Origin of the sequence: Chroococcidiopsis cubana SAG 39.79, from assembly GCF_003991895.1 — a bacterium.
Taxonomy (GTDB): domain Bacteria; phylum Cyanobacteriota; class Cyanobacteriia; order Cyanobacteriales; family Chroococcidiopsidaceae; genus Chroococcidiopsis; species Chroococcidiopsis thermalis.
The window spans coordinates 1-11584 of record NZ_RSCK01000141.1; the positions used below are offsets into that span (position 1 = coordinate 1).

Consider the following 11584-nt stretch of genomic DNA (forward strand, 5'->3'; position numbering starts at 1 on the left):
GGTGTTGGTTTAGAACTACTTCGACAACAGCCAATAGTTGGTAGTGCCGGATTAGTAGACGAACTCAGAAGTCGTAAGGGTACACAGAATAGCGCCCGTACTCCAAGTCAGAAATAAACAGCGTGAGCCAAGGTTGCTTGCACAGGTGGGAAATCACTGGTTCTTGATTTTTCTCGTATTGCATCTGGGTTTGTCTGCAAACTCAAATTGTAAAGAAATTTTACGATAATCCCCGTGCTGCATAAAAACACACGCACGATCGGGAGTTAATTTTAGCGGATCAAAATCTATATCTATCGATTTTGTAGTTTGTAAACACGTCCTATAACGATTCCCATGTATATGCAATACATCCGCAGGCACGCAAATTGCCTTAGATACACATACCTCATCCAACTGAGAATTGCTTTACCTATCTTGCTTGTGAAATTCAAGCTGGCTATACATCTGAGCTTAGCACTCTTTCCTAACACTGTGTAGTTAATCTTACCAAAAGTAAAATTATGGACGAGCGAAAAAGAGCGCTTATGACTTTAGCTAAGCAACGCTGGCGGCTATCTCTATGGCTGACAGCGATCGTGACGACTATCTATTTCAGCTTGCTTGTCCTGATTGCATACAACAAACCACTTCTTGGCAATTTATTAGTTCTTGGGCTTTCTCTCAGAATTTCGCTAGGAGCCATGGTTATTGTTGCCCTATGGATCTTGATTTTTCCCTATAGGGCAAATAACTATTACAACCTCAAATCACAATCACATGAGGATGAATGGTGAATACATTTGCTCCAGCTAAACCCATAGCAATTTTTTTCTTCTGTACAAAAGGGTAGTTTGAACCAACCTACAGCACTTTTTCCCCTGGCAAATCCAGCTATTGTTTCAATTCCTCTTTCCTTTATTGCGGCGATTGTCGTCTCTTTTATAACTAGCGATCGCTCAGCCATCCACAAGTTTGACGAACTAGAACAACGAAAATTGCGAATTTATCAGGTGACACATGAATCTCAGCTATCGCGGTGTACCATATAAACGCCATCTTTCTTCTCAAGGTTCAGGTTATCCAAGCCCTCAATCTCGTGAACCTGGAACAGCCGATCGCGCCAGATATCGTGGCTTGGCTTATTGCGTCGATCCTCCAACCGAATTTGCCCAAGTGCCTGCAACACTGGTATCTCATAAATTGACTTATCGAGGCGTTACATACTTTGAGTTGGTTCATCAAGGCATCATCCTTTATGTCAACAGAAAGATCTGAGGAGATACCGCACTCGCTCAATCAGTAAGATGCTCCACAAACCTCAGTTAAAGCGCTCGCATCCTTTCTCGTGTCTCTGTTTTGAAATAGTAAATTAGGTAAGCAATATGGATTTCGACCAAACTCAATATAGTCCTGTAACTGAATCCCCTTCTTCGCAAGATTCCAATGGATTTGCACCTGGAAAAGTTGATCTAGAAAAAATTTCAGAACTATCCGCCCAAAAAAAGCGATCGGAACCAGCAAAACTACCTGCCCAAAAAAAGCGAGCGAAACAATCAAAATCGCTCTCCCCAGAGGAGCACAGCGAACGTATTCGTTTGGAGGAGGAGATAAAGAACGTCCTGGAGCAATGTAGTAATTTACACTATCAATGCGATAATTTACACTATCGACTAGGTGAATTACTTGACCCAATACGAAAGCACAAGCTGCATCGCTCCACGCACGGAACGAGGTTCCATCGTTATTGCCAAGATACTCACGGGATTGGTAGCCGTCACGCCGATAATTGTATTCAACATTTCAACATCAAAAATGATATGGACAAAATGAGAATTGTCCATTGTCAAAATCATCCCGATGAAACTTCAAGCATTATCCTTCCTACCAACTTGGAGCAAACTAAAGCTTTAGGCAAATTAAAGTCTCCAAAAATGCAGTGGGAGGTATGGAAAAAGTCTGTAGAAGTAGCCAATGGTAAGATCCCCTCTGCTTCGGATGTTAAAAAGATTATCGAAGAGTATTTCTCAGAGCCGATTCCAAAGGATTGGCAAATGGATGATGTGTTTATCTTGAAAGAACTTAAAGGTGAGAAGAAGAAATACAACGGCTCTTATTGCTTCGCCAAAGAGTTAAAGGATCGGACAGTAACTGTTGAGTCACAAAATAGTACTTTGACTGTGAATTCAAACCATCTAAAGAAGATTGACTTACCAAATGCAAAGCAACAGTTACAGCAAAATTGGGAGCGGCTAGAACGAATACAAGAAAATGTTGAATTACGTAAGGAGCCAAAAGTAGCCGAGCTTGTAGAAAGAATAGGCAAGCAGATTACTTTCTCTTCCCTGGAAGAAAATATTTTGACTTGCATAGAGAAATACTGCGAGGTTACTGAATCAGAAAGCGAATTGTAAAAGCGGCAGTTACTGCAAGCTTAGCAGCGGAGAGCGGGAGGACAAGAGAAGCACCTAGATTTTGCGATCGCAGCGTCTACCATGTTGGAGCATCTAGGAAAATAGACTTGTCTCGCGCTCCTAGAGTTTGAGATCCGCAATCTTGACGATCGCAGTTAGTAGACCTCTTGCAGACCAGAAAACGTCAGATTGAAGATGATTAAAGTACCTAAAGCATTGTCGGAATGCTGGAATGACTTGCTCTGCTATGCTGCCTAATGGATAAAGTCGAGCTAAGTAAACACTAACTAATACTAGATATTGACAGAGTATGAACGTGAGAATGATTCGCTTACTGGCTATATGGCTTGCTTCGATAGCACTCACATTATTGAGTCTTGGACTCTTTGTTATTAAGGCAATGAGTCAGATACAAAATCCACTTGACAATTCAAAAAACGCCAGCGTGGAAGTTAGAAGTTTTCAAGACTCCAGACTAGTGTTGTCAACTGCTAAAGTTCCTTGGACAGTCTTGACTGATAAAACGGAAAGACCATCGGTTGGTAGTACCTCAGCGGAATTAGTCATAGACGATCGCACACTACAATTTTGGGGCAAACTTGCTGCTATTGATAGTCCTATTGGACTTGTCGGATTTGCAATTGCAGAAACACCTTTATCCTTAGATTTAAGTCCATACAAGTACATTGAGTTTTATGCTAGGTCAAAAAAACCTAACATAGTTTACACGTTAGCACTTAAAGATGACCAAGCCGATCGCGATACTGGTGAACTCGCATTTGACCGAGAGTTTGAGGTTGGGGAAAACTGGACAAAAGTGAAGCTACCTTTAAGTAGCTTTATACCGATGTTTCGTGGAAGACCGGTTGATGGGTTGGAATTACATCGCGATCGGATACAATCGCCTTCTTTTAGGATTTTAAGAAGCAAGCAGGAAGCTTCTGCACCAATTCCATTAAACTTTGACTTAGAAATAGGTTCTAAAATATATGTAACCAACAAAGATTCATGAAGGCAGAAGCTCTCTTTTAAACCCACCTGCCGATTGGACTTGGACGTACCCATTCCCTGCACCGACACTGTATACCCAGTTCCACTTCTGCTGATGCCTCAATCGCTAAATCTTAAACAAAATAAGTCTGCGATCGCCTAAAACCTGCAAAAGGAGCAAACCATGCTGCAAGCTTTATTCTCGTTTCGCGATCGTTACCGTATTCTCCATCTCAATTGGTTCGCTTCTTTTATCTCATTTGTGGTTTGGTTTAGCGTTGCTCCCTTTGCAACAACGATCCAGCGCGAACTGTACCTAAGCTTACCGCAACTGAAAGTCTTAGCAATTTGCAATTTGGCACTTACCATTCCCGCTCGTATTCTGATTGGCATAGTATTCGATCGCTATGGACCTCGATTAACGTTTTCGGCATTGCTCGTGTTTGCCATAGTTCCTTGCCTGCTGACTGCAACTGCACATGATTTTCATCAACTGGTTTGGAGTAGTCTGATTAACGGCATCATGGGAGCTGGATTTGTGGCTGGCGTTTGCATGGTGGCAGAATGGTTTCCACCAAAAAAATAGGTCTAGCGCAAGGAATTTATGGCGGTTGGGGTAACTTTGGTGCAGCCGCCTCTGGGTTTTGTCTGCCAGTGCTAGCCTTGACGATCGCATATTTCACAGGTGGAACATTGAACTGGCGGATTATGTTCGCTGCGATCAGTTTTGTAACAGCTATCTACGGTAGCATTTACTGGAGTTATGCTCAAACACTTGACGAGATCTAACCAGCGTCCTGAGCGACACGGTGGATTAGAAGTTACAAGCAGGCGTAGTTTTTGAGCAATGACGCTGTTGGATTTAGAGATGCTCGTTTTGCTAGAATTACTAACCTATCCGCTAGCTCAAAACAACATCCAATACTTGAGATAGGTTCAAGTTCAGTATATCTAGGTCTTGCTGGGACTACGGTATGTATTTCAGTTCTACAAAGCTTGGCAAGAAAATCGGGAAATTATGGGATCGCTCAGCCCCTTCCATTCAAGATTTCTACACCCAAGTCAGGACTATCCCTCTGTCGTTGCAACGACCTATCCAGTACGTTCCCCTTAGCGTCCACCGCTGCCACAAATAATAAGGTGGCAAATTGAGCATAATGCTTTTACTGCAGCGAAGCACTCTTTCCACAAAATTCCGGAGGTTAGATAAGTAGTTTATGCTCGACTATAAGAAAGCTCAGTTAAAGTGGGAAAAATACTGGTTCAAAACGTTCGGCAGATGGCAATCCTGCACGACCGATCGACCTCATCATCGGCACGTTTTTTGGAGCTGGTTCGGTAGTTTCTTTGCGATTGCCATAACAGCTTATCTTACTGCAAAAACGAATTCTCCGTTGCTGATGGCTCCGTTTGGTGCTACAAGTGTATTGATTTTTGGTGTCCCTGATAGCCCGTTAGCTCAACCTCGTAATGTTATCGGTGGGAATTTTTTAGCAGCACTTGTGAGTTTAATGATTCTGCATTTTCTTGGTTCTTCTCCTTTGACAATCGGAATGGCTGTTTCGACTTCAATCGGGATTATGCAGCTTACCGGAACTGTACATCCCCCAGCAGGAGCCGTTGCGTTAGTGGTCATGATAACCCAACCTAACTGGCAGTTTTTGTGGGCACCTGCCCTAAAAGGCTCGATGATTTTCGTGCTGTGCGCGGTAATTTTTAATAATTTAGCTGAAGAAAGAACATACCCAAAACATTGGCTATAGCATTTATTGGGGCTACTTGCTCATGGGTAAGCTTGACAATCGCTCAAATCTTACTGTTGCGATCGGGGTAACGATGCTCTGCGCCTATTTTGTCCAAGCTGGAGCTGGAGCAGCAACATAAGCGCATCATGCCATTAATCCGCAAGTTTGCAATCGGACAAATCGCGGGAAACGTGGGTGCTTATGGTAATGTCGGTGGCGTGGTTTATTTGCTGATCTACAGCCTCACTAATGCCCAATCTCTGTTTTGCAGCATGGGCGTTACAGCTCTAATTTGTGCTAGCTTATGTGCTTTTTTCTTAAAAGAACCTCCCAGTTCTTTTGCCACAACTTCTCCTGAAACGGCAGTCGCTTCTACTAAACAATCATCAGAACATCATGGAACTTAGCAGAAAGCAGAACCGCGAAAGAATTGAAGAGATCGAATCGGAGCCGATGTTGGTGCTGGAAGCAAAAGACTATCTCCACTTATTTTATCGAGAACAGTCGCTTCCAGAAGCTCAGTTGCAGGAACGTCTTGTCGAGATTAAGCACGACTATCGACGATCGCTTACTTACTGGCAGACCGAAGATGAATTGATTTATGGTGCTAAAGTAGCTTGGCGCAACAGCACGCGCTGCATTGGACGTATCTTTTGGGAGTCGCTCAGGGTGAGAGATCTGCGCCATCTCACCACGGCAGAGGAGATTTTTGCCGCGATCGTCGATCACATTCAACAGGCGACCAACGGCGGAAATATTCGCTCAACGATCAGCATTTTTGCGCCCAATTCACCTGGACAACCAGGTATCCGCATTTGGAATCCACTGCTAATTCGCTATGCCGGATATCTTCAAGCTAACGGTGCGATTGTCGGCGATCCCGCCCAAGCTGAACTTACCAAAATTTGTCAACACTTTGGCTGGCAAGGACAAGGCACTCAATTTGACGTTCTGCCGTTGATTATTCAGATGCCCCGACAGAAACCGCAACTGTTTGAATTGCCGCCATCAGCCGTAATGGAAGTTCCCATTACGCACCCCGATTATGAGTGGTTTGCCGAACTCGGTCTCAAATGGCACGCGCTTCCTGCCGTTTCAGACTGGCGATTAGAGATTGGCGGCATCTCCTATTCTTGCGCTCCCTTCAACGGTTGGTACATGAGTGCTGAAATTGGTGCCCGCAATTTTGGAGATGTGCAGCGCTACAACTTGTTACCGGCGATCGCGCAACGAATGGGATTAAATACGCGCTCAAAACTGTCGCTGTGGCAAGATTGGGCATTAATCGAACTGAATCGAGCCGTTTTGCATTCTTTTACGACCTGTGGTGTGACGATCGTCGATCATCACACAGCGTCCGCTCAGTTCATGCGGCACTGGCATCGAGAAGCGGAGGCTGGACGGATAGTGCCTGCGGACTGGGGTAGAATCGTGCCGCCACTTTCTGCTTCTACAACGGAAGTGTTCCATCAAGAAATGCAAAATATTTGTCTCAAACCAAACTTTTTTCCACTGCCTGTGCCTTGGAAAGACCGGAACAAGAAACACTCTCTTTCCATTGCGACTGCTCCTAACAATTCACAACCAAAGCAATGTCCTTTCCATTAGATTGTCAACACAGCGGAAGCTGTATGAGACGGTCGCAAAGCAAACTTTTTTTCATTCTAAAGAGGTACAAGCCGTGGAATTTCCTTGCTACCGAGGTATACTTTACAAGAACACACTTCCTTCACTCAGTGAAGAATGTAAAAAGGACGGATTGAGCAATCTCTCTAAAGCAGATCGCAATATAGTGTCGTGTAAACAGATGTAGGTTCTCAGAGATTTAAAATGTAGATTCAACGCACGGGTTCCTTATACAAGCTCTACTACTTGGGCTGGAGAAATAGCTCCCTAAAGTGCTTTCCTCTACTCTAATATTGGATGCTTAATATTTTTCTTTCCTATCGCCGAGGTGTGGAGACAAAATCAGATGAACCGTTAGCAAAAATAAAAGCTAGAAAAGTAGACCACTATTGGGAATAGTAAAAAGCTTTCCCAACATAACCATCGACTTAGAGCAAAATAATGATAAATAGAACACAGTTAGAACTATCTAGTGTACCCTTCCAACCTTGCGAATATTTCAACGACAACTGGCAGATTTATCAAAAAGTTTTGCAAAACGACTACATAAAACATCGCGAACTTTACAATGTTCTACACAAATTCTTACTTCACCGAGTTCAAAAGCCCTTTCAACTGCTCGACCTCGGCTGTGGTGACGCAAGTATCACGGTTCCAGCTTTACTCGGAACCTCTATTCACACTTATTATGGTATCGATCTCTCTCAGGCAGCGATCGCGATCGCACAAGATAGTCTAGCCGTACTTCCTTGCCCAAAAACACTCATTACAGGTGATTTTACAGCATTAGTTCCTCAACTACTTGGCACTCATCAACAAAGTTTTGATATTATCTTGGCTTCCTTCTCGCTGCACCATTTAAAGTTGACACAAAAATCCGATCTAATCGGTCAATTATTCCAACTGCTTAATTCTGATGGTGTTCTGATCTTGATCGATATCGTTCGTCAAGAGGCAGAGGATCGAATCACCTATATTGACCGCTACTTAAAGAATGTGCGCCAAGATTGGACGGCACTGACCCCTCAAGAAGTTGTGAGTGTTGAGACACACATAATTTCTAGTGACTTTCCCGAAACCCAAAAAACGCTACAACAGCTAGCGCTAAAACATGGGTTCTCTTGGAGCGAATGCCTCTATCAAGATAGTCTCGAATTCTGGCAGCTATTGTGTTTTTACAAATAAAGTTATACGATTCTCAATTGAAATAACCTTAAGAAATAATTTGAATGATGTTGTATTTAACTCGCGATCGATAGACCGTGCTTTTTGCCAATTGACTAAAACTTTGAGATTTTTGATAGATTCTTGTTCGCCGATTAATTTAGGAATAATTTCAGATTTAAAAGTATTTTGAGTACCTATTTATTGCCTATACTACTCCATAAGATACAAGCTCAATTATTACTAGATTTATCGATATAATTCGAGCTATATTCTTTTTCAGTTATGCAAGAATAATCTGAGATAAGTAATTTTCAGTCGCACAGAGGATAAACAACTGAATGAAAACGAACGACCCTGCTTTGGTAAAACGCTTATCGGGTACTCTTGCCCTGGCTACCGCTACTCTCTCGCTCGGCTTTTTTGCTGCTGCTTGTCAACAAACCACAATAACCAGCACTAATTCTGAAACAATTGCTAATTCCATTGGGGCAGGATCTGAGAGAGTCACAAACGTACAAGCTAGTACTCAAGCACTGAAGCTTGGTTCCCTTCTTCCCGCCACGGGCGATCTCGGTCCCATCGGACAACAAATGTCGGCTGCTGTTCCCTTAGTTGTCGAGACAGTCAATGCTTGCGGTGGTGTCAACGGCGCGCCTGTCTCCTTAGTGGCAGAAGATGACGAAACCGATCCGCGTAAGGGTGCGGCAGCGATGACGAAACTAGCAAACGTCGATCGCGTAGCAGGTGTGGTTGGCTCTTTTGCTAGTAGCGTTTCTAGTGCCGCCGTCCCGATCGCTGTCAGAAATAAAGTGCCGTTGATCTCGCCTGGTAGTACTAGTCCTGTTTTTACTGACAGAGCTAAAAAAGGAGAATTCAAAGGCTTTTGGGCGCGGACAGCTCCCCCCGATACTTACCAAGCTGAAGCCCTGGCTCAATTAGCGAAAAAACGAGGTTTTAATAAAGTCTCGACGGTAGCGATTAATAACGACTACGGTGTAGGTTTTGAAAAAGCATTTGTCCAAACCTTTAAAAAGTTAGGTGGAACTATAGTTAACGAAAATAATCCAACTCGCTACGATCCTAAAGCAACCACGTTTGAAACAGAAGCCGCATCTGCTTTCGCTGGTAAACCCCAAGCAGTGATTGCCGTGATGTACGAAGAGACAGGTAGCATCTTGCTAAAATCTGCATACGAACAAGGATTGATGCAGGGAGTACAGGTGATGCTGACTGACGGCGTGAAGTCCGCCACCTTCCCTGGAAAAGTTGGTAAGAAAGATGACGGTAAATATATTGTCACTGGGGCGATTGGAACCGTGCCTGGTGCAGATGGTAAAGCATTGTCAGCTTTAACGCAGATGTGGAAACAGAAGAAGAATCAAGCGGTTGGGGAATACGTCCCTCAAAGTTGGGATGCAACAGCACTGCTCGTCCTTGCCGCTCAAGCAGCTAAGACAAATACTGGGGAAGGCATCGCTAGTAAACTACGGGAAGTTTCTAACGCTCCAGGTACGGCAGTCACCGACGTTTGCAAAGGTTTAGAATTACTGCGTAAAGGTCAAGATATCAATTATCAAGGCGCTAGCGGTAATGTCGATATTGATGCCAACGGTGATGTCGTTGGAGTCTATGATGTTTGGACGGTCAAAGACGATGGGACTTTAGGCACGATCGGTAAAGTTAGTCCGAAATAATTTGGTTGCTACTAAGAGTGAGGTATGGTCGGACATATCTAGCTTTGCTAGGTGTGTCTGACTCGACTGTTACTTTTAATTGTACTCGTTACTATAGGGAGTTTATGTATGCTTCATCAGCGTTGCAACCGTCGTCACTTTCTTCAAAATGCTGCTCTATTTTCCACTAGTTTAGTCACTTCACTAGCTTATGCTCGTCTTACTCGTGCTAGCGTTCAAACTGTAAAAAATGAAGCTGTAGACGCTCTAGTTATCGGTAGCGGCTTTGGAGGAGCTGTTGCAGCTCTACGTTTAGGGGAAGCAGGGATCGATACAGTCGTACTGGAGCGAGGTCGTCGTTGGCTTATTACACCTGAGCAAGATACTTTTGCAACTTTTGATAAGCCTGATGGTCGAAGCACTTGGCTGAGCCAAACAACTTACTATGGGACACCTATAGATGTATACACGGGAGTTTTAGAGGGTTTGGCGGAAGAGGATATTATTATTTATTGTGGAGCTGGTGTTGGAGGTGGGTCACTCGTTTACAACGCAGTTACTTATCAGCCTGCCCGCGAACTCTTCGAGCGGGTTTTCTCTGATTCAATTGATTATGAGGAATTGGATGAGGTTTATTACCCTCGCGTGCGTTCTATCTTGAATCCGGCACCTATTCCCCCAGACATTCTGGCAACTCCTTATTACGATAGAACGCGGTTATTCCTCGAACAAGCAACGACTGCTGGCTTTCCCAATCGTCTGTACGACATAGCTGTAGATTGGAATATAGTTCGTGAAGAGATTGATGGAACTAAAAGACCTTCTGCTATTATTGGCAATCATTGGTTTGGTATCAATAGCGGAGCTAAAAATAGTCTCGATCGCAACTACTTAGCTAAAGCAGAATCAACAGGATTTGTAGAAATACTTCCATTGCATTTAGCAACAACAATTACTGAAGTACCTGGACATGGTTATCAGGTTCTGTGCCGCCAGATTAATGAAACAGGAGAAACTGTTGTAGAAAAATCCTTCACCTGTCGCTATTTGTTTTTAGCTGCAGGTTCTATGGGGACTTCTAAACTCTTGGTCAAGGCTAAAGCAACAGGCACGCTACCTAAGTTGAACGACTATGTTGGCAAATACTGGGGCACTAATGGAGATATCTTTAGCGTTCTTTCAAATTTGCCACCTGTATCGGGTAAAGGGGGACCTGCTGCTGCTGTTCTCGAACATTTCGACAATCCTCTAGGTCCGGTCGTCCTTGAGGATATTCTAGATCCTTTTGGGGCTGACGGAACAACACAACTTCTTGGTTTAGCCATACCACAACCAAAAGGGACATTTGGATATGATGCGGCTACAGATTCTGTTCGGTTAACCTGGCCTGGAGACCCTGAAATAGTGTCAGCTATAAAGCTGACTTATAGTATTTTTAACCAGAAGAATCCTGATATTGATATCACTATATCTGATACTAGTAACGCGTTAACAGCTCATCCATTGGGAGGCGCAGTGTTAGGAAAAGTCTGCGATGAATACGGGCAAGTTATTGGTTATCCAGGGCTTTATGTCGTTGATGGTGCACTTATTCCTGGCTCTACAGCTTGTACAAATCCTTCCTTGACTATTGCAGCTTTGGCAGAACGCTGTATGGATCGAATCACCTCAGATATTTCGTGAGCCACGTCGACTAAGGAGTTGAAAATAGATTTTGAGTAATGCTCAAGATGCACTGAGTAAAGTGTAGATAGCCACTACATGTAGTGATAGATGTGTTTTACGTATATATCAATCAATATAGCTATTTATACTAACAATAATAAGGCTAACTTTATGAATAGAAAGTACTAATTTGCACGGAAACACTGTTTGTATTTTTGTTGCTTGCCTGAATTTTTATGCCGCCGATTATAGAGCATTTTCTAGTCTACTGAGGTACAATAACAGCAATGAGTAAACCAGCCACGTAGATCTTCAACAGAGACTT

General features: G+C 43.4%; 13 protein-coding genes. All 13 read left to right on the top strand.

The window, feature by feature from the left end:
- The first annotated feature begins 503 nt into the window (after positions 1 to 503).
- Entirely contained in the window at positions 504 to 776 is a 273-nt protein-coding gene (locus DSM107010_RS34620) for a DUF485 domain-containing protein (RefSeq protein WP_106168760.1), read from the top strand.
- Between the two features lie 57 nt (positions 777 to 833).
- Positions 834 to 1031 (top strand): hypothetical protein, encoded by a 198-nt coding sequence (locus DSM107010_RS34625; protein WP_127025126.1) that lies wholly within the window; start codon positions 834 to 836, stop codon positions 1029 to 1031.
- Positions 1000 to 1257, top strand: coding sequence for a DUF4278 domain-containing protein (locus tag DSM107010_RS34630; protein ID WP_106168761.1), 258 nt, complete (start codon positions 1000 to 1002; stop codon positions 1255 to 1257). Before DSM107010_RS34625 ends, DSM107010_RS34630 begins: the two co-directional genes overlap by 32 nt.
- 107 nt (positions 1258 to 1364) lie before the next feature.
- Positions 1365 to 2393, top strand: coding sequence for a hypothetical protein (locus tag DSM107010_RS34635; RefSeq protein ID WP_127025129.1), 1029 nt, complete (start codon positions 1365 to 1367; stop codon positions 2391 to 2393).
- A gap of 322 nt (positions 2394 to 2715) precedes the next feature.
- Entirely contained in the window at positions 2716 to 3405 is a 690-nt protein-coding gene (locus DSM107010_RS34640) for a CIA30 family protein (protein WP_158631943.1), read from the top strand.
- A 162-nt stretch (positions 3406 to 3567) separates the two neighbouring features.
- Entirely contained in the window at positions 3568 to 3969 is a 402-nt protein-coding gene (locus tag DSM107010_RS34645) for an MFS transporter (protein WP_127025132.1), read from the top strand.
- Positions 3948 to 4172: a hypothetical protein gene (locus DSM107010_RS34650; RefSeq protein WP_127025135.1), complete on the top strand. Its 225-nt coding sequence runs from the start codon at positions 3948 to 3950 to the stop codon at positions 4170 to 4172. The genes DSM107010_RS34645 and DSM107010_RS34650 overlap by 22 nt, the downstream gene beginning before the upstream one ends.
- Before the next feature lie 428 nt (positions 4173 to 4600).
- Positions 4601 to 5146, top strand: coding sequence for an HPP family protein (locus tag DSM107010_RS34655; RefSeq protein WP_106168765.1), 546 nt, complete (start codon positions 4601 to 4603; stop codon positions 5144 to 5146).
- Between the two features lie 128 nt (positions 5147 to 5274).
- Positions 5275 to 5535, top strand: coding sequence for a hypothetical protein (locus DSM107010_RS34660; protein ID WP_106168766.1), 261 nt, complete (start codon positions 5275 to 5277; stop codon positions 5533 to 5535).
- The gene (locus DSM107010_RS34665) at positions 5525 to 6736 is read left to right on the top strand and encodes a nitric oxide synthase oxygenase (protein ID WP_181246440.1); all 1212 of its coding nucleotides are present in this window, start codon (positions 5525 to 5527) and stop codon (positions 6734 to 6736) included. Before DSM107010_RS34660 ends, DSM107010_RS34665 begins: the two co-directional genes overlap by 11 nt.
- Before the next feature lie 459 nt (positions 6737 to 7195).
- Complete coding sequence (locus DSM107010_RS34670; protein ID WP_106168767.1) at positions 7196 to 7939, top strand: class I SAM-dependent methyltransferase; 744 nt, start codon at positions 7196 to 7198, stop codon at positions 7937 to 7939.
- Positions 7940 to 8259: 320 nt separating this feature from the next.
- Entirely contained in the window at positions 8260 to 9615 is a 1356-nt protein-coding gene (locus DSM107010_RS34675; protein WP_127025138.1) for an ABC transporter substrate-binding protein, read from the top strand.
- 108 nt (positions 9616 to 9723) lie between these two features.
- Positions 9724 to 11277 (top strand): GMC oxidoreductase, encoded by a 1554-nt coding sequence (locus DSM107010_RS42620; RefSeq protein WP_106171103.1) that lies wholly within the window; start codon positions 9724 to 9726, stop codon positions 11275 to 11277.
- Positions 11278 to 11584: the final 307 nt, after the last annotated feature.

What these genes read in the sequence shown, in the direction of transcription:
- DSM107010_RS34620 (WP_106168760.1), top strand. Translation starts at nt 504, where the DNA reads ATGGACGAGCGAAAAAGAGCGCTTATGACTTTAGCTAAGCAACGCTGG.
- DSM107010_RS34630 (WP_106168761.1), top strand. Translation starts at nt 1,000, where the DNA reads ATGAATCTCAGCTATCGCGGTGTACCATATAAACGCCATCTTTCTTCT.
- DSM107010_RS34635 (WP_127025129.1), top strand. Translation starts at nt 1,365, where the DNA reads ATGGATTTCGACCAAACTCAATATAGTCCTGTAACTGAATCCCCTTCT.
- DSM107010_RS34640 (WP_158631943.1), top strand. Translation starts at nt 2,716, where the DNA reads ATGATTCGCTTACTGGCTATATGGCTTGCTTCGATAGCACTCACATTA.
- DSM107010_RS34645 (WP_127025132.1), top strand. Translation starts at nt 3,568, where the DNA reads ATGCTGCAAGCTTTATTCTCGTTTCGCGATCGTTACCGTATTCTCCAT.
- DSM107010_RS34650 (WP_127025135.1), top strand. Translation starts at nt 3,948, where the DNA reads ATGGTTTCCACCAAAAAAATAGGTCTAGCGCAAGGAATTTATGGCGGT.
- DSM107010_RS34655 (WP_106168765.1), top strand. Translation starts at nt 4,601, where the DNA reads ATGCTCGACTATAAGAAAGCTCAGTTAAAGTGGGAAAAATACTGGTTC.
- DSM107010_RS34660 (WP_106168766.1), top strand. Translation starts at nt 5,275, where the DNA reads ATGCCATTAATCCGCAAGTTTGCAATCGGACAAATCGCGGGAAACGTG.
- DSM107010_RS34665 (WP_181246440.1), top strand. Translation starts at nt 5,525, where the DNA reads ATGGAACTTAGCAGAAAGCAGAACCGCGAAAGAATTGAAGAGATCGAA.
- DSM107010_RS34670 (WP_106168767.1), top strand. Translation starts at nt 7,196, where the DNA reads ATGATAAATAGAACACAGTTAGAACTATCTAGTGTACCCTTCCAACCT.
- DSM107010_RS34675 (WP_127025138.1), top strand. Translation starts at nt 8,260, where the DNA reads ATGAAAACGAACGACCCTGCTTTGGTAAAACGCTTATCGGGTACTCTT.
- DSM107010_RS42620 (WP_106171103.1), top strand. Translation starts at nt 9,724, where the DNA reads ATGCTTCATCAGCGTTGCAACCGTCGTCACTTTCTTCAAAATGCTGCT.